At 61.2% G+C, this 25,592-nt stretch carries 18 protein-coding genes and 1 pseudogene; 12 read left to right on the plus strand and 7 right to left on the minus strand.

Annotated elements, in window-relative coordinates; all coding sequences use genetic code 11:
- The first annotated feature begins 284 nt into the window (after positions 1-284).
- The 3 genes from AB6N07_RS17320 to mgtA all read left to right on the plus strand — a co-directional run bounded on the left by AB6N07_RS17320 (position 285) and on the right by mgtA (position 3,537).
- The gene (locus AB6N07_RS17320) at positions 285-557 is read left to right on the plus strand and encodes a hypothetical protein (protein WP_370674312.1); all 273 of its coding nucleotides are present in this window, start codon (positions 285-287) and stop codon (positions 555-557) included.
- A 28-nt stretch (positions 558-585) separates the two neighbouring features.
- The gene (locus tag AB6N07_RS17325) at positions 586-864 is read left to right on the plus strand and encodes a DUF1488 family protein (RefSeq protein WP_370674313.1); all 279 of its coding nucleotides are present in this window, start codon (positions 586-588) and stop codon (positions 862-864) included.
- A 75-nt stretch (positions 865-939) separates the two neighbouring features.
- Positions 940-3,537 (plus strand): magnesium-translocating P-type ATPase, encoded by a 2,598-nt coding sequence (gene mgtA, locus AB6N07_RS17330; protein WP_370674314.1) that lies wholly within the window; start codon positions 940-942, stop codon positions 3,535-3,537.
- A gap of 36 nt (positions 3,538-3,573) precedes the next feature.
- Here the strand turns inward: mgtA and AB6N07_RS17335 are convergent, their stop codons facing one another.
- Positions 3,574-7,410 (minus strand): CheR family methyltransferase, encoded by a 3,837-nt coding sequence (locus AB6N07_RS17335; protein ID WP_370678271.1) that lies wholly within the window; start codon positions 7,408-7,410, stop codon positions 3,574-3,576.
- A pseudogene (locus AB6N07_RS17340) lies at positions 7,399-7,946 on the minus strand (chemotaxis protein CheB); the annotation flags it as partial. The gene AB6N07_RS17335 and the pseudogene AB6N07_RS17340, both read right to left, overlap by 12 nt.
- Before the next feature lie 252 nt (positions 7,947-8,198).
- Between AB6N07_RS17340 and AB6N07_RS17345 the strand changes: the two are divergent.
- The 7 genes from AB6N07_RS17345 (at position 8,199) to AB6N07_RS17375 (ending at position 14,250) form a co-directional block, all read left to right on the plus strand.
- Positions 8,199-8,384, plus strand: coding sequence for a hypothetical protein (locus tag AB6N07_RS17345; protein WP_370674315.1), 186 nt, complete (start codon positions 8,199-8,201; stop codon positions 8,382-8,384).
- The gene (locus tag AB6N07_RS17350; RefSeq protein WP_370674316.1) at positions 8,381-8,740 is read left to right on the plus strand and encodes a response regulator; all 360 of its coding nucleotides are present in this window, start codon (positions 8,381-8,383) and stop codon (positions 8,738-8,740) included. The genes AB6N07_RS17345 and AB6N07_RS17350 overlap by 4 nt, the downstream gene beginning before the upstream one ends.
- A gap of 809 nt (positions 8,741-9,549) precedes the next feature.
- Positions 9,550-10,854, plus strand: coding sequence for an MFS transporter (locus tag AB6N07_RS17355; protein WP_370674317.1), 1,305 nt, complete (start codon positions 9,550-9,552; stop codon positions 10,852-10,854).
- A 362-nt stretch (positions 10,855-11,216) separates the two neighbouring features.
- Positions 11,217-12,368: a lactaldehyde reductase gene (gene fucO / locus AB6N07_RS17360; RefSeq protein WP_370674318.1), complete on the plus strand. Its 1,152-nt coding sequence runs from the start codon at positions 11,217-11,219 to the stop codon at positions 12,366-12,368.
- 151 nt (positions 12,369-12,519) lie between these two features.
- Positions 12,520-12,765, plus strand: coding sequence for a DUF2249 domain-containing protein (locus AB6N07_RS17365; protein ID WP_370674319.1), 246 nt, complete (start codon positions 12,520-12,522; stop codon positions 12,763-12,765).
- 4 nt (positions 12,766-12,769) lie between these two features.
- Entirely contained in the window at positions 12,770-13,120 is a 351-nt protein-coding gene (locus tag AB6N07_RS17370) for a metal-sulfur cluster assembly factor (protein ID WP_370674320.1), read from the plus strand.
- Between the two features lie 59 nt (positions 13,121-13,179).
- A complete protein-coding gene (locus AB6N07_RS17375) occupies positions 13,180-14,250 on the plus strand; it encodes a hypothetical protein (RefSeq protein ID WP_370674321.1) in 1,071 nt (356 codons plus the stop codon).
- 12 nt (positions 14,251-14,262) lie between these two features.
- On the opposite strand, the gene AB6N07_RS17380 is transcribed toward AB6N07_RS17375, so the two are convergent.
- Both AB6N07_RS17380 and mfd read right to left on the minus strand, forming a co-directional pair.
- The gene (locus tag AB6N07_RS17380; RefSeq protein ID WP_370674322.1) at positions 14,263-15,471 is read right to left on the minus strand and encodes a GGDEF domain-containing protein; all 1,209 of its coding nucleotides are present in this window, start codon (positions 15,469-15,471) and stop codon (positions 14,263-14,265) included.
- A gap of 128 nt (positions 15,472-15,599) precedes the next feature.
- Positions 15,600-19,235 carry a transcription-repair coupling factor gene (gene mfd, locus AB6N07_RS17385; protein WP_370674323.1) on the minus strand — a complete coding sequence of 1,212 codons (3,636 nt, stop codon included), beginning with the start codon at positions 19,233-19,235 and terminating at the stop codon, positions 15,600-15,602.
- Between the two features lie 515 nt (positions 19,236-19,750).
- Between mfd and AB6N07_RS17390 the strand changes: the two genes are divergently transcribed.
- Positions 19,751-20,824 carry a GGDEF domain-containing protein gene (locus tag AB6N07_RS17390; protein WP_370674324.1) on the plus strand — a complete coding sequence of 358 codons (1,074 nt, stop codon included), beginning with the start codon at positions 19,751-19,753 and terminating at the stop codon, positions 20,822-20,824.
- 7 nt (positions 20,825-20,831) lie between these two features.
- Here AB6N07_RS17390 and AB6N07_RS17395 read toward each other — a convergent pair whose 3' ends face one another.
- Positions 20,832-21,125 carry a succinate dehydrogenase assembly factor 2 gene (locus tag AB6N07_RS17395; protein WP_370674325.1) on the minus strand — a complete coding sequence of 98 codons (294 nt, stop codon included), beginning with the start codon at positions 21,123-21,125 and terminating at the stop codon, positions 20,832-20,834.
- Between the two features lie 174 nt (positions 21,126-21,299).
- Here AB6N07_RS17395 and AB6N07_RS17400 point away from each other — a divergent pair, with 174 nt between their 5' ends.
- On the plus strand, positions 21,300-22,709 hold the full coding sequence (locus AB6N07_RS17400; protein WP_370674326.1) for an MFS transporter: 1,410 nt from the start codon (positions 21,300-21,302) through the stop codon (positions 22,707-22,709).
- Positions 22,710-22,720: 11 nt separating this feature from the next.
- Here the strand turns inward: AB6N07_RS17400 and cysN are convergent, their stop codons facing one another.
- Both cysN and cysD read right to left on the minus strand, forming a co-directional pair.
- Complete coding sequence (gene cysN / locus AB6N07_RS17405; protein WP_370674327.1) at positions 22,721-24,640, minus strand: sulfate adenylyltransferase subunit CysN; 1,920 nt, start codon at positions 24,638-24,640, stop codon at positions 22,721-22,723.
- Entirely contained in the window at positions 24,640-25,548 is a 909-nt protein-coding gene (gene cysD / locus AB6N07_RS17410) for a sulfate adenylyltransferase subunit CysD (RefSeq protein WP_370674328.1), read from the minus strand. The genes cysN and cysD overlap by 1 nt, the downstream gene beginning before the upstream one ends.
- Positions 25,549-25,592 lie beyond the last annotated feature (44 nt).

Below are 25,592 nucleotides of genomic sequence, written 5' to 3' on the forward strand. Positions count from 1 at the left end.
CTGACGGCACTGCCGTCCGATTGCTACGGTTTTGATCCTGCCGGCCAAAAAACGTCTGCTGATTGCGCAGTACAGCGAACTGCGCCCTGCACCGTCGCGTTGGCAGTCCTGCCCAGGGACGTGGCTGTACGGCCAGCCGCTGCGGCGGCGCCTTTGCCGCTTCCCCGCCCGCCTAACCTCGGGCGGCCGACATGCGAACTGCCCGATCGCGTCTCTGTGACTCCGGAAGTCTGCCGCTAACAGAATCGGCGACGCCCTTCTCACCTCTCAAGGGAATAATCGACATGAAATCTCTTATCATCATTAGCATACTCGGCCTCACGCTCGCGGGCTGCGTCGGCGCGCGCAACGACCGCGTGATGCAAGGTGCCGGCATCGGCGCCGTCGGCGGTGCCGTCGTCGGCGGTGTTGCGTCGCGGAGTGTTGGCGGCGCCGTGATCGGTGGTGTTGCTGGCGCGGCCGTCGGCGCGGTGGTGGCCGATGCCACTGGGCGGCACAAGGCCGATCAGCGCTGCTATCGCGACAGCTACAATCGCAAGGTCTGCCGCAATCGCTGAGCGTCGAATGTCAACGAGGAGGCGATCCATGGCCATCGATTTTCTGAACGACTCCCGCAGCTATGATCCCCATCGTCGAAGCATCAGCTTCTGGGGACACGATGCGGCCTTCGAAATCACCTTCCGTCTCGACCAGGCCGTTCTGGAACCATTTGTCCACGGCCACCAGGACGGCCACGGGCAGCTAGACGAGGCATCCGCATTAACGGCCTTCGACGAGAACATAAACAGGATCAGAGCGTTCGCTCGAAATCTCTACACCCGTGACAAGAAGAATTATTTCGAGATTTCGGGAGTTCACATTTAACTAAGCGATCGGCAGGCAAGGGGCTACTCTGCCCCGAGGCCTGTCGGTCAATCGCCGTTTCAGGAGGATAGGCTCATGGCAAGAGCGCCTCGGCATCCGATCCGGACCGAGCGACGTCATTCGTCGCCGGTTGTCGCAGCCAACCTCCGGCCAACGGACATTTGGACCGAACCGGTCGAGCGGCTCCTCTCCCGCCTGTCGGCAACGCCCTCCGGTTTGACCGGGAGCGCGGCCGAGACGCGTCTTGCCGAGTTTGGTCCCAACGATGCGGCGGCGGTCAAACAGGTGCCGCTCTGGCTGCAGTTTCTCGGGCGCTTCCGTAATCCTCTGGTGATCATCCTCTTGGTGGCAAGTGGCCTGTCGGCAGCGAGCGGCGATATTGCCAGCTTCCTGATTGTTGTTGCCATCGTCACAGTTTCCATAACACTCGACTTCATCCAGGAAAGTCGGGCGCAGAGCGCGGTCGACGCTCTTCGGCAATCGGTGGCAGTGACGGCTAAGGTGCTGCGCGACGGACAGCCGCGCGATCTGCCGGTGGATCAGGTGGTGCCCGGCGATATCGTCGAGCTGATCGCCGGTGACCTCGTGCCTGCCGACGGGCGACTCATCGCCAGTCGGGATCTTTTCGTCAACGAGGCGCTGCTGACCGGTGAGGCCTACCCAGCCGAAAAGAGCGTCGGCGACTTCTCGACGGCCGCCACCAGTCCGACCGGAGCCACCAACGCGGTGTTCGCCGGTACATCGGTGATTTCGGGCACGGCTAGCGTTCTCATCTGCCAAACCGGTAGCCACACGACGCTCGGCGGATTGGCGAGCAGTCTGGCAGAAAAGCCACCGGTTACCGCCTTCACCGTTGGCATCCATCGCTTCGGCATGCTGATCATGCGCCTCACTGTGCTGATGGTGCTGTTCGTACTGGTGATCAATATCTCCTTCCACCGACCGGTGCTGGAGTCCCTCATGTTCGCACTGGCGCTGGCCGTCGGCCTAACGCCCGAACTCTTGCCGATGGTCGTTACGGTGACACTGGCACGTTCGGCCCTCGAATTGTCCAAGGGCAAGGTGATCGTCAAACGGCTCACGGCGATCCACGATCTCGGTGCCATGACCATGCTATGCACCGACAAGACCGGTACATTGACCGAAGCAGCCATCACCTTACTCAAGACCGTCGATGGACACGGCAACCCATCAGCTCACGCCCACGCCTACGCCTATGTCAATTCGCTGTTCGAGAGCGGCATGAAGAGCGCTCTCGACGACGCCATCCTGGTGTCCAGCCCCATCGACGCGACAGAGTGGACCAAGATCGACGAAGTGCCTTTTGATTTTGAGCGACGGCGGATTTCGATCCTGGCCGAGCACGCTGGCGGTCGGCGACTGATCGTCAAGGGGGCACCGGAAGATCTGCTGCGGCTGTCCAGCCGATATGAGGATGCCGATGGGGTCGAACATGAACTCGACACTGCAACGCGGCACACCTTCGCCACAACGCTCGATGCCCTGGGTGCCGAGGGTTTCCGGGCCTTGGCCGTCGCCAGTCGGGCGGAGGATGCCAGCATCAGCTCCGCGGCGATCAGCGATGAAAGCGATCTGGTATTTTCCGGCTTTGCCGTCTTCCTCGATCCACCGAAGGCCAGTGCCGGCGCCACCATCGCCGCGCTGGCGACGGCAGGCATCGGTGTCAAGGTGCTCACCGGCGACAACGAACAGGTCAGCAGGCACGTCTTCCGCGAAATCGGCGTCGAGGTCACGGGCGCTCTCAGTGGCGACGAACTCACTCATCTCTCCGACGAGGCACTGATTGGCCAGCTCGCACGCGTCAATCTATTCTGCCGCGTCAATCCGCAACAGAAGCATCGGATCATACTGGCATTGAAGCGGATGGGAAATGTCGTGGGCTTCATGGGCGACGGTATCAACGATGCCCCTGCCCTGCACGCCGCCGATGTCGGCATTTCCGTCGACGGCGCCGCCGATGTCGCGCGCGAGGCGGCCGATCTCATCCTGCTAGAACACGATCTTTCCGTGGTGCAGGCTGCCGTACTGAGCGGGCGTGCCGCAGTGCAGAATGTCTCCAAATACATCCTGATGGGATCCAGCTCCAATTTCGGCAACATGTTCTCGATGGCCGGCGCGGCACTGTTCCTGCCGTTTTTGCCGATGGCCCCGATCCAGATTCTGCTCAACAACCTTCTCTACGACATCTCGGAGATCGCCATTCCCTTCGACCGCGTCGACCCGGAGGATGTCGCGGAGCCGATCGCCTGGGACATCAAGGAGATCCAGCGCTTCATGCTGTTCTTCGGCCCGCTGAGCTCAGCCTTCGATTTTCTGACCTTCTACGTGCTGCTGCACGTGTTCGGAGCCGGCCAAGCTCTGTTCCAGACTGGCTGGTTCATCGAGTCCCTGACCACGCAGGTGCTGGTGGTGTTCGCGATCCGCACGCGGCGGCGGTTTTTCCGTAGCCGGCCGCGCGCTTCATTGATGGCGACAGCGGCCGCCGCGGTGGTCGTGGCGGTCGGGCTCGCCATTACGCCGGCAGGACAATGGTTCGGCTTCACATCGCCGCCGCCTTTGTTCTTCGCCTATCTGGTCGGCGCAACGGCGGCCTATCTCGCCTTGGTCGAAGTCTCCAAGCGATTGTTCTACCGCCACCTTGCGCTCGCCTGACGCAGACAGACAGCGATCGGATCCGAATGTGGTGGCTCAGTGCGGCAAGTTCGGAACCGCTGCCGCCGCCACGGCAAGACGCGCTAGCTCCGGCAGCGAGCGGGCACCGGTCTTCTTCATGATAGCGGCACGGTGGTTCTCCACGGTGCGCTGGCTGATACCGAGGTCGGCGGCGATATTTTTGCTGGGATGCCCCGCCAGCACCAAGTCCATGATTTGGTGTTGGCGACTGGTCAGCCCAGCCACATGCTCGAGAGCGGCATGCTGACGCGCCGTGCGTCGCTCGGTATCCTTGGCTTCCCCGAGCGCACGGCCGACCACCGCTAACAACATGTCCCGGCCGATCGGCTTTTCAATGAAATCCAGGGCACCGGCCTTCATGGCATCGACCGCTGTTTGAACGTCACTGCCGCCTGTGATCATGATCGACGCTGGCGCATCCCCCTGTGTGTTCAGTTGGCGCAACAATTCCAGACCGCTCATGCCGGGCAGATAGGCATCGACGAGCAGACAATCCTGCCCCACAGCCCGGAAGTTGGCCAGAAACGTTTCGCTATCGGCGTAGGTCTCAACCCTGTGACCGGCCTCCCGGAGCACGTCTCGGATCAGGTCGCGCACACGATCGTCGTCGTCGACGACAAACACGATGGGGGGACCGCCAGCACTCGACTTTTGCAGCTTCGGCGACGGTAGGTCTTCAAACTGCGTCGCCTCCCTAGGGGGAAGGTGTTCGGCGATAACACCCAGCAGGGTGGCGAGGCTGACTGGTTTGCTCAGTTGGACGCAGGAGCGATCGGCAATGTCGGCCAGCGCGCGCGTCGATATGTCACCGGTCAGTACGATGGCGGGAATGCGGGCGTGAATCTGGTTGCGAATATCAAAGATCACTTCGACACCGGTACGCCCGTTCGGCAGATTGTAGTCGGTCACCACAAGCTCAGGGCGAACAGAGCCAATCCGAATAAGATCGCTGGCGGCGGCACCGTTGGCTGCAACCAATACCCGATAGCCCACCAAGCGGAGCGATTGAGCCAGAAGATCGCTGACATCGGGGTCGTCCTCGACCAGCAGGATCGAAGCGGGACGAACGAGACGGGGCGCGAGCGATTTAGGGCCAGTCACCAAAGCGGGCTCGGCCGATTTGGCATGAACGGGAACATCTATCGAAAACGATGATCCGACGTCCAGCCTGGAGCGAACGCGGACCGGATGCCTCAACAAGGCCCCGACCCGCTGCACGATCGACAGTCCCAGTCCCAGACCAAGGCCATGCTGTCGAGCAACATTGTCGACTTGATGATATTCTTCGAAGATCGTTTCCAGCTCGTTTGGAGGAATACCGATCCCGGTATCGCAGACCTCGATGGTGAGACGGTCACCCCGGCGGCGGCATCCCAGCAGAACAGCACCTTTCCTGGTGTATTTCAGAGCATTCATCAGGAGATTGCGAACCATCTGCTCCAGAAGGCGTGGGTCGCTGTCCACCCAAAGCGTCGAGGGGACATAGCGGAAGGCCAGTCCTTTGGCCTTGGCTTGGATCGTCAGTTCTGAGAATAGCCTGTCGAGAAGCTCGGCTAGCGGGAAGGCCTTCCTTTCAACCCGAACCGTTCCGGCTTCGATCTGATTGATGTCGAGCAGCGTGTTGAGCATATCCGACATAGAGTTCAAGGCGTCGTCAAACCGAGCCATTAACGTCTCGCCCTGTTCACCCGACACTTTCGTTACAAGCAGCCCGTGGACAAGCGACAGGGTTTGCAACGGTTGGCGCAGGTCGTGGCTGGCGGCGGCGAGAAAGCGCGACTTGGCAATGTTGGCGCGCTCGGCCAGAGCCTTGGCGGCACGAAGCTCGTCGGCGGCGTGTCGGGGGGCGGTGACGTCGGCGAATGTGATCACAACCCCTTCGACACCGTTGGTCTGGGTGCGGTATGGCAGGATGCGGCGCAGAAACCACAGCCCGCTCTCCACCTCAATTTCCCGTTCGATCGGGGCGAGCGTTTCCAGCACGCGCGCCGCATCGGCCGACAGCGTACCGTCGATGGCAAGTGAGCGCAGGTCGGCCAGCGGCCGCCCCACATCGCTTGCGATGATGGAGAACAGCGACCGCGTCGCGGGTGTGAAGAAGCGGATATCTAGTTTGGTATCGAGGAAAATCGTCGCAGCGTCCGTACTGTAGAGCACGTTCTGCAGATCGTCGGAGGTGGTACGCTGGCGTTCCAGTGTTTCCTGGAGCTGACCGTTGAGAGCAATCAGTTCCTCGTTGAGCGACTGCAACTCTTCCTGGGATGTCAGAAGTTCTTCGTTGGTTGACTGGTATTCCTCGTTGACCGACATAGCCTCCTCGTTGATAGCCTTCTGTTCCTCTGCTGATCGCTCGATGTTGCGGAGAGCTTCGCTGAGTTCAGTCCGCGCGGTGACGAGCTCCCGCTCCAGTTCATTAACGCGCGACTGATCGTCCGGTGACGCCGCGCCAGGAGGGGCGGTGGAAATCGCTTCGTCAGGACCTTCGACAAAGGAGATCAGCACCAACTCCTCGCCATCGCCGGGTAGTGCGCGAACGTCGATGTCGAAGCGCCTGCCACCGTACGCGGCTTCGAGCCGCCCGCCCGCTAACCGCGCCGGAGTCCGGCTTTCGCCGAAGATCAGTAGCGCCGACCGCACTTTCATCCGCACTTGGTCGGACAACATGGCCAGAAGATCGGCGTTGGGGTAGCCAGGTGCGATGCGCAGATACCGATCGATCGGACCGAGGGTGTAGAGCACTTCCTGTCGGGAGTTGATCAACGCAGCGGCCGGTGCGAAGGCATCGATCACCAGCCTTTCGCACAATGCCGACAGAGAGGTCGGCGGCCGAGCGGCGCGCTCGGATGCGGGACGCAGCGGCATACGCAACGCTTCGCCATCACCGATTGGCAGGCCGCTACGCGGCTTGCCTCGTCCCGTGAATTTGAACAGGTGCGCAGGCTTTGAGATGACCGAGAACTGATCATCGTTGCCGCCAACCGATTCAGCGCTGCCGAGCAGCAGCAGGCCGCCCGGCCTCAGGGCGAAGCGGAACACGGCGAGCACTTTTTCCTGCGCGTCGACTCCGAGATAGATCAGAAGGTTGCGGCAGGAGACGAAATCGATGCGGGAGAATGGCGGATCTGTAAGAATATCGTGGACGGAAAAGACAATCGCGTCGCGAAGCTCCGCTGTGACACGATAGCCGTTATCCTCGCTGGTGAAGAAGCGGTCCAACCGGGATTGCGAGATGGCATCGGCGATGTCGGCCGGATAGTGGCCATTGCGGGCAACGGAGACCGCCTTCTGATCGATGTCGGTGGCAAACACCTGCAGTTTCGCTGGACTTTTGGCAGCGCTCAGAGCTTCGAGCAGGAGTATGATCAGCGAATAAACTTCCTCACCGGTGCTGCATCCTGCCACCCAGATGCGGATCGGCTGGCCGGTAGGATGCGTCGCGATTAAGGTCGGCAGCACGTTGGTGGCGAGGTGATCGAACACCTCGGGATCGCGGAAAAACCCGGTGACATGGATCAGTAGCTCATCGATCAGAGAGTTGAGTTCGTCAGTGTCGCTGTTCAGGCGGTCGATATAATTTTCGAGCGACGGCGTGTCGAGGCCAGCCATTCCGATGCGGCGGTCGAGCCGGCGTGCAAGGGTGCCTGGTTTGTAGGCCGAGAAATCGCGACTGGTCTTCGCTTGAATGATAGCGAGCACCGACCGCAAACCATCCTCGGTAACGCTGCTGATCGGGCGTTCCACCGAGCCTACGGCACCGCCGGCAGATCGCACACGTTCGGTGATGGCCTCGGCTATTTGCTCCACGGGGAGCACAAGATCGACATGGCCGGTGGCGATGGCGTTTTTGGGCATGCCATCGAATTTCGCCTCGGCTGGATCCTGTGCAAGCGTCCACCCCCCTGCGCCTTGATGGCTTCAAGACCAGCGCTGCCATCTGTACCGGTGCCGGATAGCACAACGGCGACTGCGCGCGGCCCGTATTCCTCGGCAAGCGAGTGAAGAAAAACGTCGAAAGCCAGCCGCGTTCCCTGCGAAGCCTGCGGCTTGGTCAAATGGAAAGCGACATGGCGAACCGTAAGATATGAGCCGGGCGGAATAACATAGAGGTGGCCGATCTCGATCAGCATCCCCTCGGCAGCTTCCACCACCTGCATGGTCGTGTGGGTGGCCAACAGATTTGCCATTAGCGAATCGTGATGTGGCTCCAGGTGCTGGACCACGACCAGCGCACAGGCCAAGGCATCCGGCATGGCATCGAGCAGCTTCCGGCAGGCATCGAGACCACCGGCTGACGAGCCGACGCCGATGATCGGCCATGGAATCGACGTACCGTCTGACTGATCCGAGAAGCCAGACGCGACATCTCTCGTTGGCGAGCTGCCCATCATCTCGTCGCTCCTCGTCTTCCCTGACAACGCCGTCGCGCGACATGCTTAACGGACGGAATCCGAAGGCTGCCATGAATTATTGATATCTTATCATACTGAAACGACGCGTCCTGAGTATTTGTGAGTAAAATCCGTCCGTTTATCTTTTTGGTCGCCGAAATAAACTGCTTGAGCGTTGTAGGTATTCGAGGCCTGGTTTCGACGAAAACGAAGACCGGCATCGGGATGTATTGTTGGCAGACGGAGACAGCGATGGATAGGGCGACGGCCATGTTGTTTTTCAAAGAAAAAATGGATTGGCAAGGCGGCCTTATCCAGCGTCTGCGCATGGCGCGACGAGCCATTACGACGAATGAGCGGACCGAATCCCGAGCGTCCCTTGAAGAGATCGCAACCTGGGTAAACGAAGGCGGAGCCGGTGGTGAGGTGCGCCGATGACCGCGCCGCGAATTTTGATCGTTGAAGACGACTCGTTCGTCGCCCTATTACTCGATTACACGCTGGTGAAGTTGGGATACTCCATCTGCGGCACCGAATATACCGAGGACGGCGCCGTTGCGACGGCGTTCAAATGCTGTCCCGACGCCATGGTCGTTGATGTCGGTCTGGCGCAGGGCAACGGCGTTCGGGCGATCAATCGCATCTTGCAGCAAAGGTATGTGCCGCATGTGTTCATCAGCGGCGACAGGCTCGACTATGTCGGTCTCCATCCCCATGCAGTCCGTCTCCACAAGCCCTTCCGGGATGTCGATTTGGCAGCCTCGCTATCGCAGGTGTTCTCTTGCGGAAGGTGATAGAATTCGCGCCAAGAACGTGTGGTCACGAGCAATTGACGCGTTATCAGTCGTGGGCAAACAATTTGCTTGGCGCGGATGATATTGCTGACATCGATCCTGTGCATCTCGTCGCGACCGACCAACGGGTTGGATGTACGCGCCGGAAGATGAATGGCCCCGCGTTCGAGCGGTCAGCGAACCATCAATGGACCATGATCCCTGATCTGTTCCATACGAGATGACGGCTGATGAAACTTTCAATCATGAGGTCACGGATTCGAATCCCAGCCTCATTCCCCGGCCTTACTAAATCCAACGATATCAGCCATATAGCTTTATTGGCCAACATCAGGTCTGGCTTTGGATGCGCGTTGAATCGTGCCGAGCGTCTTGGCTGGTATGAGAGTACCCGGCCTGTTCCGCAGACGTGGCTTCGCTCGTCCAACAAAAAAGGAGGGGTGGTCCCCTCCTTAGAAGTCGTAAGTGTGACGAACAGTAATCCGCCGGCGCTCTTTGCGGAGGAGAAAGCAGCTCGAAGCGCATCCCTCGCTCCAGGAACGCGGCACCGGGTGACGGCACCGGATGAACGGACACTTGACGGCGTCCTGTGACATATCGCTCATGATCCCTTCTTGCCTCGATCGTTGATTTATCTTGTGCAGGATTATAGCATGCGACTTTAGTATTAGTCACCCTTGGGGTGATCACGAAGTCGCGTTGAGGGCGTGAGGGCCACGGAAGTTGTCGGTTCGGTAAAGGTTTGGTTTTCCAGCCTGCGACTTTGGTCTATGGAAGGGTATATCAACCCTCTATTTTGAGGTGCCGTCATGCCGGTTGCTATCGATTCCGCCCTCGATCAGGCCGGCACCGGCGCGTTTCAGCGGCGACTTCTCGGCATCTTCGGCCTCGTCTGGGCCGCCGATGCCATGCAGGTTCTAGCCGTCGGCTTTACCGCCCCATCGATAGCGGCAAGCTTTGGTTTGACGGTGCCTGAAGCACTGCAAACCGGCACTTTATTCTTCCTCGGCATGATGATCGGCGCGGCATTGTTCGGCCGAATTGCCGACCGTATCGGCCGCCGGCGGGTGTTGCTGGTTACGGTGGCTTGCGACGGCCTCTTCGGGCTAGCTTCGGTGTTCGCGCCGAACTTTGCGTTGCTGCTCGCCGCCCGATTTTTCACTGGCGTCGCCGTGGGCGGCACGCTGCCCGTCGATTACGCCATGATGGCCGAATTCCTACCCTCGGACCGGCGTGGACGCTGGTTGGTCATGCTGGAGGCCTTCTGGGCAATCGGCACGGTGGTGGTGGCGCTCGCTGCCTGGGCCGCGGCCTCAGTCGGCTTGACGGACGCCTGGCGCGCCATCCTTTTCGTGACCGCCGTTCCGGCACTGATAGGCTTCTGGCTGCGTCTGATGGTACCGGAGTCGCCGCTCTATCTCCTTAGCAAGGGACGGAGCGACGAAGCGCGTGCCGTCATCGACCGCGTTCTGAAGGCCAATGGCAAGGCGCCGCTTTCCGAACCGCTCGCTGCCGGTGAAGCACCTCGGACTGTCCATCTATTATCCCCGCCGTTGAAAAGGCGGACGCTATTGATGCTCGCAGTCTGGTTTCTGGTGTCGCTCAGCTATTACGGGATCTTCACCTGGATGCCTGCGCGGCTCGCAGGCGAGGGATTCGGATTCGTGCGCGGCTATGGCTTCCTCGTCATCGTCGCGTTGGCCCAGTTGCCGGGCTATGCACTAGCCGCCTGGGGCGTCGAACGGATCGGGCGTCGGCCGACGCTGATCGGTTTTCTATTGTTGTCGGCGGCCGGCTGCGTGCTGTTCGTCGTCGCCGGCAACGCGAGCCTTGTGGCGACGGCTATTCTTCTGATGAGCTTTGCGCTGCTTGGTACCTGGGGTGCACTTTACGCCTATACGCCGGAGCTCTATCCGACAGCGGCACGGGCGAGCGGCATGGGCGCCGCGGGAGCCATGGCTCGGCTCGGCGGGCTGCTGGCACCGTCCCTATTGTCACTCCTGATTGCCCGGAGTTTCGGCGCGGCGGTGGCGCTGTTTGCCGTATTGTTGATCCTCGCCGCTGTGGCTGCTTCACAGATCGACACGGAAACCCGCCATCAGGCGCTCGACTAGAAGTCGACCTCCGCATAGCCAGCTTTCCTCAAATGAACCCACGCCGATCCTCCCGGGCGGTTCGGGTTTTGCGGAGCTATATCGTCAGCTATGTCGCAAAACTCTCAAATTCAATCAATTTCGATCATCTAATAGGGGTTCGTGCGAGGTTGTGAGCGACCTTGCGAGTCAATAGTTTTCAAGATGGTTCAGCTCTCGGCGGCTTTCTTGGCGGGGACCGGGGTTGGCGATATCCAGCCGCCCCTTTCCACGGGCGATCGGCGCGCGGACGCCGCGCATCGGATCCGCTCCTGGCAAGTTGCCCGGCCGCGAGCGCCGCAGCCATCGACGCGCCGGACAACCGGCCTCAGGAGGAACGCAGCATGTCCCATCGCATGATTCTCAACGAGACGTCCTATTTCGGCGCCGGCGCCCGTGCCGAGCTGGTCGGTGAGGCGCAGCGCCGCGGCTACAAGAAGGCGCTGGTGGTTACCGACGCGGTGCTGGTCAAGGCCGGCACGGTTGCCAAGGTGACGAGCCTGATGGACGCGGCCGGTCTGGCTTACGAGCTGTTCGACAAGGTCATGCCCAATCCGACTATCGGTGTCGTCAAGCAGGGCGTCGCCGCCTTCGCAGCCGCCAAGGCCGATTACCTCGTCGCCATCGGCGGCGGTTCGCCGCAGGATACCGCCAAGGCGATCGGCATCATCACCAACAATCCGGAATTCGCCGACGTGCGCAGCCTCGAAGGCTTCGCCCCCACCAAGAAGCCGTCGGTGCCGATTATCGCGCTGGCGACGACCGCCGGCACCGCCGCCGAGGTGACCATCAACTACGTCATTACCGACGAGGAAAAGCGCCGCAAGTTCGTTTGCATCGACCCGCATGACATTCCGCTGGTCGCCATTATCGACAGCGAGCTGATGGCCACCATGCCCAAGCCGCTCAAGGCCGCCACCGGCATGGACGCGTTGACCCACGCCATCGAGGGCTACATCACCAAGGGGGCCTGGGAGCTGACTGACGCGCTGCATATCAAGGCGATCGAGATCATCGGCCGGTCGCTGCGCGCTTCGTGCGCTGGCGATCCCAAGGGCGTGGAGGAGATGGCTCTCGGTCAGTATGTCGCCGGCATGGGCTTTTCCAACGTCGGCCTTGGTCTGGTGCACGGCATGGCCCATCCGCTCGGCGCCTTCTACAACACGCCGCACGGTGTCGCCAACGCAGTGCTGCTGCCGACGCTGATGGCCTACAATGCCGACTTCACTGGTGAGAAATATCGCGCCATCGCCGCCGCGCTTGGCGTCAAGGGTACCGAGGCCATGTCGATTGCCGAAGCCCGCAAGGCGGCTGTCGCCGCCGTCCAGAAGCTCTCCACCGATGTCGGTATTCCCGCCAAGCTGAGCGAAGTCGGCGTCAAGGCCGACGACATTCCGGCGCTCGCCAAGGCGGCGTTCGCCGACGTCTGCACCGGTGGCAACCCGCGCGATACCAACATTGCGGACATCGAGGCGCTCTACCGCTCGATCCTCTGATCCGGGCTGGTTTCTCTCAAATATACGGTCAAATTTAGCGGCGCCCCTCGGGGCGCCGTTGCTTTTCCGTATCGGAAGTTTGCTGCGCGACAACGAGGCAGCACGACAAGAAAGCTACTCTTCGTTTATCGAATAACGGAGAGCCCTAACGATGCCCCTTGATACGATCGACGCCGCGAGCGTGCTCGATGTTCGCCGTCTCCCCTGTGAGCTCCGTCGTGCCACAATTATCGAGAGCTTCGACGCCCTCGAGCCGGGCCAGGCGATGGAAATCATCAACAGCTTCGACCCGGTGCCGCTTCGCCAGCATTTCGAGGCGCGGACCCTGGTTGGATTCAGCTGGGACTATCTCGAACAGGGGCCGGATATCTGGCGCATCCGACTGGCCCGGAGATGAAGCCATGAGAGCACAGGTTCTCGCCGCCCTTGCGACCGTCGACGATCCCGAACTCGGCATCGACATCGTCTCGCTCGGCCTCGTTCGCCACCTGGACATTGAAGGCCAAACCATCCACGTCGAGCTGATGATGACGACGCCGACCTGCCCGCTCGGCAGTCTGATCGGCGAAAATGCCAAAGCTGCCGTGGAGGGAGCTGTTGGGCGGGATTGGAAGGTGGCTGTCGCAATCGACAAGTCGGCCGTCTGGTCACCGGAACTTGCCGATCCAGCCGTCCGCTCGCGTTTCGAACGCCAGCCGTCGCGCTTCGAGGCGGCCGTTTCGAAGTTTGCCGCCGGCATTTTCGGTCATTGAGGCGGGCGAATACGACCTGCTCGCTGTCCGCTTTTCAGAAATATCCACGGAGCCCTGCCATGACGCTCACCCCGTTCCTTCGCATCGCCCTTGCCGTGACCGCGGCGGCATCGCTGGTAGCCGGCCTCACCGGTGGCCTCGCCCGTCTAGGCGTTGTCGCACCGGTGGGTGACCTGGCGGATATGCACGGGGCGATCATGGCTTCGGGCTTTTTCGGTACGCTGATTTCGCTTGAGCGCGCTGTCGCCGACGGTCGCCTCACGGCGCTTTTGGTGCCCGCGCTATCGGGAGCCGGCGCCGTCCTGTTACTTTGCGGCTATGCCGAGGCCACCGCGCCATTGTTTCTCGTTGCCGGGGTTGGATTGACGCTACTCACAGCTCTTTCAACCTGGAAACTGCCCACATTGTTCACCGCGCTAATGACAGTTGCCGCCGCCCTATGGCCGCTGGGAACCCTCTTCTGGATATCCGGCCGGACACTGCCGGAGGTGGGTTACGTCTGGCTCGGCTTCTTGATCCTGACTGTCGTCGCCGAGCGGATCGAGCTATCGCGCTTGTTAAGGCCAACACTGGCCGCTCGCGGCCTGCTGGTCCTCCTCGTTGCACTGTTCGTTCTGGCGCTCGCATTGGGCCAGCCATGGCAAGGCTCGGCGCTGCTTTCCGTGGCACTTGCCGGTATCGCGCTTTGGCTGCTCAGGGAGGACATCGCGCTCCGCACCGTTCGGACCCAAGGTTTTGCGCGCTTTTCCGCCTTGATGCTGATCTGCGGTTACGGCTGGCTGCTGGTCGCCGCCGCAAGTCTTTCACTGCTGCCGCCGGGTGAGAGCGTCTATGGCCACGACGCGGCTATTCATGCCATCGCCGTCGGCTTCATCCTGTCCATGGTGTTCGCCCACGCGCCGATCATCCTGCCGGCCGTTACCGGAGCACCGGTCCGCTACGTGCCGATCCTTTATCTGCCGGCCGTGCTGCTGCAGATAGCGATCGGACTGCGCATTACCTTCGACGCCATGGAGGCGACCGAAAAGCTGCACTGTCCCGCATGGCTAACCATCGCCGCCATCGTGATTTACGTCATACTGTTGCTTGGCACGATGGCGGTCCGTTCCAGGACCGCCGTGTCGGTCTGAAACTCAAGCGGTTCAGCCGGTCTTGAGCCAATTATCCACCAGATGGCTGTGCAGCTTCGACGCGGCTCGATAGGCACGGCACCGGTTCCGGCCGATGCGCTTTGCCTCAGCAAGCGCCGTTCCCGCGGCCACCATCAGTGCCTCGATATTGGCGCCAACATCCGCGACAGCGGCCACACCGCCACTGGTGGTGAGCGGAATATGCTCGCCATCCTCGGTCATCAGCCTCAGTTCCTCGGTTCGGCGGCAGAGATACTCTGCAATCGACAGACCGACATCGAGCCGGATCGATGGCATGAACAACGCGAACTCCTCATCCCCGACGCGAGCAACGATGTCGGGTGGTCGCACTTCACGATCCAGAACCTGAGCAAAGGCTCGTAAAGCCCGATCCCCTTCGTCACGGCCGAAACGGTCGTTGACGAAATGGAAGTGATCAAGGTCGAACACCATCAGAACGCCGCGTTCGCCGCCGCCCTGCAGCAGCGCCTCGGCAACAGTGAAGAAGGCCGCCCGGTTGGGAAGGCCGGTAAGCGCATCTATCTCGGCAGCCTTACGGTGGAAGCGGGCATCGCGCTGGGCGATCAATGTCAACATGGCGACGACGAGGAAAAGCGTGAACAAAAGCGCCTCGAACACGCCAGCGATAAACAGCGGCGACTGGTCAAAAGCCTCACCCAGGCCGAAGTCGGGAAAGAGCACCAGCAACGGTACGCGGGACGCATAAAGCAGACCGTGAGCGGCGAACATGACGGCAGTCGGGAGACGAGCCTGCAGTGGCTCAACCCGGCGACGGAGGATGAGCTTCCAGGCGATCGCCAACGAATAAAGGGCCATCACCGTCGAAGCCAGCGCAGCATGCAAGGTTGGTTGGTTATGAAGAAGAGGAAGGGCGAGGAACGGCAGCCAAGCCACCGCGCCAACCGCGGCCTTCCATATAACCGGTCGACAACCCTCGAAAAGCTGGAATCCGAGCCAGATCAGGCCGTAGGCGAAAGCCAGCGTTGCGTTGCCGAACAGCACCGAAGTCCAATCCGGCACCACGGGACGCAACATATAGAACGCGCAAGCAATGGCGCCTAGCCACAAGGAGGCGGCCCAGACGCCGAGAGCAAGTTTGCGCCGCTCCGTCAGCCAAATGAAGCCCAAAGCCGTGCCGGCAGTCATCCCACCGAGCACACCGACTAATAATAATGTCGAAACGTTGATCAGCTCGCCCATGACGACCTCCACGCTTCCAAAATCGCGGGGTCCAGTTCACTTCAGGAACACTATATCGATACTCGATTGTGTCAGAAAAGTGTAGGATTCAAGGCGCGCAGCCAAGAATTTCAGACAACCCGGTAAATTTAGCGCCGCCCTTTTCCTTTGAGCGATGCCAGCGAGGGGTAACGCCCCTTCGGCAGCGGGGCCTGAGGCGGTGGAGGCGGCGTCGGCTTGAGCTTCAATTTTTGTGGCTCAATGGGCTTGAGGGTTGTCGAAACGCCGGATTTTGCATCGTCGACCATACGAACAAGCTTCAGCAATATCGCCGCCGTGCCCCTCAGGCGTTGCTCGGCTTCCGGCCATTCGCGCGTCAGCACGATCTTCTGGTCCGGCCGGATTTTGGCCAGCGAGCCTTGCTCGCCGATGTATTGCACCAGCGCCGCCGGATTTTCGAACTTGCCGTCGCGGAAAGACAGGACCAGCCCCTTCGGGCCAGCGTCGATCTTCTCAATGTTGGCTTTGCGGCAGAGGCTCTTGATGGTGATGGTCTTGAGGAGATGCTCGACCTCCTCGGGCAGCGGGCCGAAGCGATCGATCAGCTCAGCGCCGAAGGCATCGATCGAGCTGCTGTCCTCGAGGTCGGCAAGGCGCCGATAGAGGCCAAGGCGTAGTTGCAGATCGGGCACGTAATGATCGGGGATCATCACCGGCGTGCCGAGGGTGATCTGCGGCGACCATTGATCTTCCACCACCTCATCGACGATGCCGGCCTTGAGCTGAGCCACAGCCTCTTCCAGCATCTGCTGGTAGAGTTCGTAACCAACCTCCCGGATGTGGCCCGACTGCTCCTCGCCAAGCAGGTTGCCAGCGCCACGCAGATCGAGGTCATGACTCGCCAATTGGAAGCCGGCACCAAGCGTGTCAAGCGACTGCAAGACCTTGAGACGGCGTTCGGCGACCGTATTGACGCGGTTCTCCGGCGGCGTCGTGAAGATGGCGTAGGCGCGCGTCTTGGAGCGGCCGACGCGTCCCTTCAGCTGATAGAGCTGGGCAAGGCCGAACATGTCGGCGCGATGGATGATCAGGGTGTTGGCCGTCGGGATATCGAGGCCGGATTCAACGATGGTGGTGGAAAGCAGCACATCATATTGGCCTTCATAGAAGGCGTTCATGATGTCCTCGAGCTGCGTCGCGGCCATCTGGCCGTGGGCGACGGCAACCTTCACTTCCGGCACGTGCTTTTCCAGGAACTCCCGCTGGCTGGCGAGATCGGCGACGCGCGGGCAGACGTAGAATACCTGCCCTCCCCGGTATTTCTCCCTGAGGATCGCCTCGCGAACGATCAGCGGATCAAAGGGCGTCACGAAGGTGCGCACGGCGAGACGGTCGACCGGCGGCGTCGCGATCAACGATAGTTCGCGGACGCCGGTCAGCGCCAGCTGCAATGTGCGCGGGATCGGTGTGGCCGATAGCGTCAAGACATGCACATCGGACTTGAGCTCTTTCAGCCGCTCCTTGTGCTTGACGCCGAAGTGCTGCTCCTCGTCGATGATCAACAGACCGAGGTCCTTGAAATCGATGCCCTTGGTGAGCAGCGCGTGCGTTCCCACCGCGACATCGACGGTGCCATCGGAGATGCCTGCCTTTGTGGCAGCGAGATCCTTCGAAGGCACGAGACGAGACGCCTGCCGCACATTGATCGGCAGCCCCTTGAAGCGGTCGTGGAAGGTGCGGAAATGCTGGCGTGACAGCAGCGTCGTCGGCACGACTACCGCCACCTGCTTGCCGCTCATTGCCGCGAGGAAGGCGGCACGGAGCGCCACTTCCGTCTTGCCGAAGCCGACGTCGCCGCAGACCAGGCGATCCATCGGCCGGCCGGAGGACATGTCACCGGCCACCGCCTCGATGGCATTGAGCTGGTCTTCAGTTTCGTCATAGGGGAAGCGGGCGGCGAAATCGTCGTACAGGCCCTCGGGAGGCGACAGCACCGGCGCCGTCTTGAGCAGCCGAGCGGCAGCCGTCTTGATCAGCTCGTCAGCGATCTCGCGAATGCGCTTCTTCAGCCGCGCCTTGCGCGCCTGCCAGGCGCCACCACCCAGCTTGTCGAGCTGCGCATCGGTATCGTCGGAGCCATAGCGGCTCAGAAGTTCGATATTTTCGACCGGCAGGAACAGCTTGTCGCCACCGGCGTAGACAATCTCCAGGCAGTCGTGCGGCGCGCCGGCCGCCTCGATCGTCTTGAGGCCGACAAACCGGCCAATACCGTGATCGACATGGACGACGAGGTCGCCCTCGGCAAGGCTCGTCGCCTCCTTGATGAAGTTCTCGGCCTTCTTGCGACTTTTGGCACCGCGCACCAGCCGGTCGCCAAGCACGTCTTGCTCGGCGATGACCACGAAACCAGGCACTTCGAAACCGGTCTCTATACCCAGGATGGCGAGCGGCAGTACGCCGGCCGGTGCCTTCAGGGCTGCATCGAGGTGGGGCGCCAGTTCGGTTGCCTGACCACCATGGTCGCGGATGACCTGGGCAAGGCGATCACGCGAGCCTTCCGACCAGCAGGCGAGGATCACCTTGCGCTTTTCTACGCCAAGCGCCGCGATGTGTTTCACCAACGCGTCGAAGATATTGACATCGCCGGTCGCTCGCTCGGCGGCAAACGAACGTCCCGTCTTTCCAGCGAAATCGACAACTTTCACTGCGGATTGTTCAGGCCGATTGAACGGTGTCAGGCGAGCAACGGCGCGGCGGGCAAGCAGCCCCTGCAATTCGCTTTCGGCGAGGTAGAGCGTGGTGGGCGGCATCGGCTTGTAAGGCGCACCGGAACCGGCGGTCTTCAGCGTGTCGAGGCGGGCCTCGTAATGATCGACAATGGTGGTGAGGCGCTCGTTCACCGCCTCATCAACCAGCTGATCGACCATGATCGACGCATCACCGGTGTAATCGAACAGCGTGCCCAGCTGCTCGTGGAAGAGCGGCAGCCAATGTTCAATGCCCGCGTAACGGCGCCCTTCGCTCACCGCCTCATACATTGGATCGCCCGAGGTGGCGGCCCCAAAGGCGGCAATATAGCCCTGCCGGAAACGCTTGATCGAGGCCGGGGTGATCTGCACCTCGCTCATCGGCACGAGGTCCAGGCGTTTCAGCTGCCCCGTCGAACGCTGACTTTCCGGATCGAAGGTGCGGATTGATTCCAGCTGGTCGCCGAAGAAGTCGAGGCGGACCGGAGCTTCGGTTCCCGGCGCATAGAGATCGAGAATACCGCCGCGCACGGCATATTCACCGGTATCGCGCACCGTGGACGAACGGGAAAAACCCGCATTCTCCAACCAGGCAGTCAGCTTACCCATGTCGGCAATGTTGCCGGGAGCCAGCGTCATGACCTGTCCAGATACCATGGACGGCGGCACGACGCGCTGCACCAATGCATTGACGGTTGTAAGCAGGACAAAGGGGCGGGCGTCACCAGCGTGAGCGGCCAATTCCGACAGCGTCGTCATGCGCCTGGCGACAACCGCCGGCGTCGGAGAGACACGATCGTAGGGAAGGCAGTCCCAACCTGGAAATTCCAGGACACCTATCTCCGGTGCAAAGAAGGCAAGCGCCCGCTGGAGCTGCTGAAGACGCTGGCCGTCGCGCGCAACGTAGACAGCATCGAGCCCGCGCCGCTTTCCCGACCGAACCAGTTCGGCAAGCGCCAGCGCCTCGGCGCCATCGGGAACGGCGGCGACCGTAACGGTTGAAAAGTCGGACAGCAGGCTGGACCAGGACGTGGGCATGGCGGCGGTATCTGCAATGGAAGAAAGGGTGACTTTCTAAAGCATCCCGAGGCAAAAAGAAACCCCGAGCACAAACGAAAAACCAACAAAATCCAATGGGTTAGCAATTTTGCATCAAACCGAAAAAGTAGTCGCAGATTTTTGATCGCCCCGCGACAGGTCTTCGTGGCAGCCGTTCGGCGTACTGTAATATGGTGAAGGCTAACGGTGCCATTTATGCATTGTTCAGCAAGGATGGTGTTTTTACATATCCATTCAACACTCCTTCTGTAGACAAGTCTAAATTCCTTGGTCATGGCTGCCCTTCCTCTCCAGGCGAGCGGTGAGTAGTCGGTCCATGCTGAGAGGTCCACCTCGTGAGCGCAGTTCTGCATGTTCCCTCTCTGATCATCGCGGCTGCCGTAACCGGCGCCTGCGTATCGGCCGGCCATCTGGTAATCTGGCGAGCAGTAAGGAACGAGGTTTGCGTTCTGATCTGGGGCGTTGCCTACGGCCTCGCCACGATATCGATGATCATGCTGGGGCTGCGCGGCCATATACCGGCCCTGTGGTCCATCACGGTCAGCAACGCGATGTTGCTGCTAGTCTCGGGACTGATCTGGCTTGGCTATCGCCGCTTTTTCGGCAAGGTCGCCGGCCATGACCGTCTCTTCGCCCTGCTGGGCGCACTGATCTGGGGCGCCCTCGCCTGCGATCAAGGCCTCTTTGCCGACATCAATTTCAGGACCTACGTTATCTCGGCCATGCAGTTCGCCTATCTGCTGGTTCTCAGCCTCGAGCTCGTTCGTCAATGCCGAAAGGAACGTTTGCCGGCTCTCGCCCTGACACTGATGGTCATTGTCTTTCAGCAAGCGATGCTGATAGCCCGTATGATCTACATATTCTTTTTCCCTCTCGATCCATCCATCACAAGTCTTCCGAGCGGTAATCTGATTGGCTTGACCTTGATCGGCACGATGGCCGTCCTCGTTCTCTCCGGCCTTCTTCAAATGGCTCTGGTCGCCCAGCGTTCGGAACGCCGATTTCGCATCGCGGCGGAAACTGACGAGCTGACCGGACTCGCCAACAGGCGGTGCTTCCTGAACGAAGTTCTGCCGCGTTTGGCAGACCGTTCCGATCGCGGCGCTCTGGCTCTATTCGATCTGGACCACTTCAAACGGATCAACGACACGCACGGCCATCTGATCGGAGACCGCACACTCATAGAATTCGCCTACATTCTTGCCGGGGCAGCCCCTAAAAATGCCGTCACAGCGCGGGTCGGCGGCGAAGAGTTTGCGCTGTTCCTTCCCGATGCAAGCGTAGCCACAGCGACCATCCTCGCTGAGCACATTCGCCAGCTTACCCACGCCTATCGCCTGGATACAGCCAAAGGCGAACTTCGCTTCACGGTAAGTGGCGGAGTCGCCGGCGTCGCGGAAGTCGGCTCAGATTACGAGTCGCTGAATAGCGCAGCGGATTTCGCGCTCTACAAGGCCAAGAGCGAGGGGCGCAACCGCGTGGCCATTCATCGCCCGGATCCGCCAACGCCGCCGCTTACCTTTTCCAGGACCAGCGATCGCGGCCAACCTGCGTCCGCAGCCGTCTGAGGGCCACTCAGCCGACCACGGGGTTCTCAAGGGCGAAGGCGATTACCTTCGAGAATACTGCTTTCGGCGCGGTTTCCGGAACCGGGAATTTGCCGAGAATCCAGCCGAACAGATCCCGGTCGTCGACCTCCAATAGGGCCTCGAAATCGTCAAGTTCGGCTTCCGTCAGGTCGCCGATTGCGGCATCGGCGAACCGGCCGAGCAAAAGATCCAGCTCACGCGTGCCGCGATGCCAAGCGTGATAGAGAATCTTCCGGCGTCTGGGCGACAAGTCGTCGGACGTACGGCTAAGCCCCGACATCGGCAGTTCTCCTGGAAATCGATAAGGGAACTCAGCCCGCAGGCGCGCCCTTGCCCCCGTAATAGCGGAAATCGGCGGTCAAAGGCAACGCTTGGCGGTTGTCCGCGGTATCGGCAACCGCTCAAGGCTGCTATAGGGGGCACCCTTTTCAAACTTGGCTCCGGCTTTTCTATCATGCATTCCGCTTCATCGAGCCGCTGGTCAGAACTCATCGCACCGCCCCATCTGGCGGCTTCACTCACGCTGATGCTCGCCACGGCGATCTTCGCTTTCAATGCCTTCCTGGTATCGACCGCGATGCCAACGGCGGTGGGTGAACTGCATGGCGAGGCCTATATCTCCTGGACGCTCACCGTCTATATCGTTGCCTCAATCACCGCCGGTGCCTCGGCGCCGCTTCTCAAGGCGCGCTTCGGCGCACGGCGCTGCCTGTTCGTGGCCAGCGGCGTGTTCGCTGTCGGAACGCTAGCAGCCGCTCTCTCACCGAGCATGGAACTCGTTCTGATCGGGCGCACTGTTCAAGGCGCCGGCGAAGGCCTTGTCGCGGCCATTGCCTTCGCGCTGATTCCGCAGCTCTTCCCGTCGCGGCTGGTCGCCAAGCTGTTTGGCGCCGAGGCAATCGTCTGGGCCGTCGCCGCTTTCGGCGGACCGGTTCTGGCCGGTGTCATTACGGAGATGGTGAGCTGGCGCGCGGCCTTCTTCGTCAACCTGCCGATCGTCGCCATCTTCTTGTTGCTCGTGCATGTGGCGGTGCCGCGGGAGGCGCGTAACCATGACACGGGCTTCTTTCCCGGAATCCGGCTCGGTCTGGTGGCGCTTGCCATGATGGCGATTTCGATTGCCGGCGTTGCGCTAGAAGAGCCTTGGCAGGCCTCTATCGTCGTGTTGGGGGCGGCTCTCTGCCTCATCGCAGCGGTGCGCATCGACCTTTCCGCCCACGTTTCTATCCTGCCGCATGGTGCCTTCGGCCTTTCCAGCATATCGGGACTCGGTCTGTGGGCGATCTTCCTCCTGCCGCTTGCCCAATCAGTGACCGGCGTATTCCTGGTCTACGCCGTGCAGCATCTCTGGGGATATGGGCCGGCCGTTGCCGGTGGTATTGGCGCTATTCTGGCTGTGGCATGGAGCAGCGGCGCGGTAACGGTCGCTAACTTCGACGGCCGGGGAAGACGCGTGGCGTTCGTCGCTATCGGCGCTTCGGTGCTGATGGTAGGGCTTCTTGTTGGCCTCAGCGCCATGGCTCAGCACCTCCTGGCACTGGTCATGCTCAGTCAATTGGTGATCGGCCTCGGCATGGGCGTTGCCTGGGGCAGTCTCTGCCAAGTGGTCATGGAAACTCAACTTGAGGATGAGCGCAGCAAGGCTTCGGCCCTTCTTCCGACGCTCCAGTCAGCGGGCTACGCGGCTGGCTCGGCGATCTTCGGTCTTGTCGCCAATCTCGCCGGTTTTGCGACCGACCGCTCGCCGGAAGGTCTCCGGTTCGCGATGATCGTCGCCTTCGCGGCGGCAGCCCTCTTGGCACTGCCGTCGCTCGGCTTTGCGCTTCGCATGGGCCGGCTCCATCGAGCCGGCACGTACGAGTAACGATCAGATCGTCACATCGGCCCCGGGTATGATTCCAACGTCCTGCAAGTGTGCGACGATGCGCTCGGCCAACAGATCGGGGGGGCCGAGGTCGTGTCGAGGTGGATCTCCGGCTTGTCCGGCGCCTCATAGGGCGAGGAGATGCCGGTGAAGCGGGCAATCTCGCCAGCGCGTGCCTTGGCATAAAGCCCCTTGGGATCGCGAGCCTCTGCGACATCAAGCGGCGCGTCGACGAACACCTCGATGAACTCGCCCTCCTCCACCAGTTCCCGGGCCAATTGCCGCTCGGCGCGGAAGGGGGAGATGAACGAGACCAGCACGATCAGGCCGGCGTCGATAAACAACTTGGCCGTCTCTGCAACGCGCCGAATGTTCTCGACCCGGTCGGCGTCCGAGAAACCGAGGTCGCGGTTAAGGCCGTGGCGGACATTGTCACCGTCGAGGATATAGGCGTGACGGCCAAGTGCGGTCAGCTTCTTCTCGACGAGGTTGGCAATGGTCGACTTGCCGGCGCCGGAAAGACCCGTGAACCAGACGACGGCCGGCTTCTGCCCCTTGGCGAGCGCCCGTGCTCGCTTGTCGACGTCAAGCGCCTGCCAATGGATATTGCCGGCACGACGCAAACCGTGATCGATCATGCCAGCGCCAACGGTGAGATTGGAAAGCCGGTCGATGACGATGAAGGCACCGGTCTCACGATTGACGGCATAGGGATCGAAGGCAACCGGTTCGGACAAGGACAGGTTGGTGATGCCGACCTCGTTGAGAGCGAGGCTTTTCGCCGGTAACTCACCGCCGGTGTTGACGTCGATCTTGTGATGGATCGCCGTGACCTGAGCGGTGACCTGGCGCGCACCAATCTTCAGGAGATAAGGCCGACCCGGCAGGAGCGGCTCGTCGGCCATCCAGATCAGATGGGCAGCGAACTGGTCGGATACTTCCGGTCGGTCCGTGACAGCGGACAGCACGTCGCCGCGCGAAATGTCGATCTCGTCGGCAAGCGTCAATGTCACCGCCTCGCCGACAGAAGCGGATTCGAGCTCGCCGTCGAAGGTAACGATGGACTTCACCGTCGAGGTCCGCCCGGATTTTGCAACCACCACAGCGTCGCCACGCCTGATTGTGCCGGAAGCGATTGTGCCGGAGAAGCCGCGAAAATCGAGGTTCGGGCGGTTGACCCACTGTACCGGCAAGCGAAACGCCCGTTCAGTCGCATCATCGTCGACGGCCACGGTTTCCAGATGTTCGACCAGTGTCGGACCTGTGTACCAGGGAATGCGAACGCTCCGCTCGAGCACGTTGTCGCCATAACGAGCACTGAGCGGAATCGCGGTCAGCGTTTCGAAGCCGAGATCGGCGGCAAACGCCCTGTAGTCGGCGACGATATCGTCGAAGACGGCTTGGGAAAAGTCGACAAGATCAATTTTGTTGACCGCCAGCACGACGTGGCGAATGCCAACCAGCGACACGATGAAGGAATGACGGCGCGTTTGGGTCAGCACACCGCGCCGTGCGTCGATCAGGATCACCGCCAGGTCGGAGGTGGAGGCGCCCGTCGCCATGTTGCGCGTGTACTGCTCGTGGCCGGGCGTGTCGGCGACAATGAATTTGCGCCGGTCGGTCGAAAAGAAACGATAGGCGACGTCGATGGTGATGCCCTGCTCGCGTTCGGCTTCGAGGCCATCGACAAGAAGCGCCAGATCGATGTCGTCACCGACGGTGCCGTGCTTGCGCGAGTCTTTCTCGAGACTCAGGAGTTGGTCCTCGAACAGCAGCTTGGAGTCGTAGAGCAGACGGCCGATCAGCGTCGACTTGCCGTCGTCAACCGAACCGCAGGTGAGAAAACGGAGCAGGCTCTTGCGTTCGTGCCGGCCGAGATAGTCGGTAAAAGCCGAGGCATCGGCGGCGACGTTCTGGTCGATGGCATTCATCAGAAATAGCCTTCCCGCTTCTTCTTTTCCATGGAGGCGGCATCGTCGTGGTCGATCAGGCGACCGGAGCGCTCGGACGTTCGGGCGATCAGCATCTCGCGGACGATTTCCGGCAGGGTCGCCGCGTCACTTTCGACAGCGGCAGTCAACGGGTAGCAGCCAAGCGTACGGAAGCGGACGCGGCGCAATTCCGGTGTTTCCCCGGCCTGGAGCGGTAAGCGATCGTCGTCGACCATGATCCACTGGCCGCCCCTGTTGACCACCGGCCGCTCGGCCGAAAAGTAAAGCGGCACGATCGGGATCTTCTCAAGCAGGATGTATTGCCAGATGTCGAGCTCGGTCCAATTAGACAGCGGGAAGACGCGGATGCTCTCGCCCGGCCGGACGCGGGAGTTATAGAGGTGCCATAGCTCCGGCCGCTGGTTTTTCGGGTCCCAGGCGTGGGTGTCGGTCCGAAAGGAGAAGACTCGCTCCTTCGCCCTGCTCTTCTCCTCGTCACGACGGGCGCCACCGAAGGCCGCGTCGAAGCCGTGCGCGGTCAGCGCCTGCTTCAGAGCCTCTGTCTTCATGATGTTGGTATAGACAGATGAGCCGTGGCTGAACGGCGTGATGTCGGCCGCGACTCCGTCCGGATTGGTGTGCACCAGGAGATCGAGCCCCTCCGACTTTACCGTCGCATCGCGGAAGGCGATCATCTCGCGAAACTTCCAAGTGGTGTCAACGTGCAGCAGCGGAAATGGCAGCTTTCCTGGATAGAAAGCCTTGAGCGCCAAGCGCAGCATAACCGAGCTATCCTTGCCAATCGAATAGAGCATGACCGGATTGCGGAACTCGGCGGCGACTTCGCGGATGACGTGGATGGATTCCGCTTCGAGACGCTTCAAATGGGTCAGACGATCCTGGGACACCTGAACTCACCTCGTGCGCGACGAACGTCGCGGCTTTCTCTCTG

It is taken from the genome of Pleomorphomonas sp. PLEO, from assembly GCF_041320595.1.
Lineage (GTDB): Bacteria > Pseudomonadota > Alphaproteobacteria > Rhizobiales > Pleomorphomonadaceae > Pleomorphomonas.

Excerpts from the sequence above, each read along its gene's own strand:
- AB6N07_RS17370 (WP_370674320.1), top strand. The coding sequence starts at position 12,770 with ATGAGAGCACAGGTTCTCGCCGCCCTTGCGACCGTCGACGATCCCGAA.
- AB6N07_RS17350 (WP_370674316.1), top strand. The coding sequence starts at position 8,381 with ATGACCGCGCCGCGAATTTTGATCGTTGAAGACGACTCGTTCGTCGCC.
- fucO (WP_370674318.1), top strand. The coding sequence starts at position 11,217 with ATGTCCCATCGCATGATTCTCAACGAGACGTCCTATTTCGGCGCCGGC.
- AB6N07_RS17320 (WP_370674312.1), top strand. The coding sequence starts at position 285 with ATGAAATCTCTTATCATCATTAGCATACTCGGCCTCACGCTCGCGGGC.
- AB6N07_RS17395 (WP_370674325.1), bottom strand. The coding sequence starts at position 21,125 with ATGTCGGGGCTTAGCCGTACGTCCGACGACTTGTCGCCCAGACGCCGG.
- AB6N07_RS17335 (WP_370678271.1), bottom strand. The coding sequence starts at position 7,410 with ATGCCCAAAAACGCCATCGCCACCGGCCATGTCGATCTTGTGCTCCCC.
- AB6N07_RS17355 (WP_370674317.1), top strand. The coding sequence starts at position 9,550 with ATGCCGGTTGCTATCGATTCCGCCCTCGATCAGGCCGGCACCGGCGCG.
- AB6N07_RS17390 (WP_370674324.1), top strand. The coding sequence starts at position 19,751 with ATGCTGGGGCTGCGCGGCCATATACCGGCCCTGTGGTCCATCACGGTC.
- mgtA (WP_370674314.1), top strand. The coding sequence starts at position 940 with ATGGCAAGAGCGCCTCGGCATCCGATCCGGACCGAGCGACGTCATTCG.
- AB6N07_RS17365 (WP_370674319.1), top strand. The coding sequence starts at position 12,520 with ATGCCCCTTGATACGATCGACGCCGCGAGCGTGCTCGATGTTCGCCGT.
- AB6N07_RS17380 (WP_370674322.1), bottom strand. The coding sequence starts at position 15,471 with ATGGGCGAGCTGATCAACGTTTCGACATTATTATTAGTCGGTGTGCTC.
- AB6N07_RS17375 (WP_370674321.1), top strand. The coding sequence starts at position 13,180 with ATGACGCTCACCCCGTTCCTTCGCATCGCCCTTGCCGTGACCGCGGCG.
- AB6N07_RS17400 (WP_370674326.1), top strand. The coding sequence starts at position 21,300 with ATGCATTCCGCTTCATCGAGCCGCTGGTCAGAACTCATCGCACCGCCC.
- mfd (WP_370674323.1), bottom strand. The coding sequence starts at position 19,235 with ATGCCCACGTCCTGGTCCAGCCTGCTGTCCGACTTTTCAACCGTTACG.
- cysN (WP_370674327.1), bottom strand. The coding sequence starts at position 24,640 with ATGAATGCCATCGACCAGAACGTCGCCGCCGATGCCTCGGCTTTTACC.
- AB6N07_RS17345 (WP_370674315.1), top strand. The coding sequence starts at position 8,199 with ATGGATAGGGCGACGGCCATGTTGTTTTTCAAAGAAAAAATGGATTGG.
- AB6N07_RS17325 (WP_370674313.1), top strand. The coding sequence starts at position 586 with ATGGCCATCGATTTTCTGAACGACTCCCGCAGCTATGATCCCCATCGT.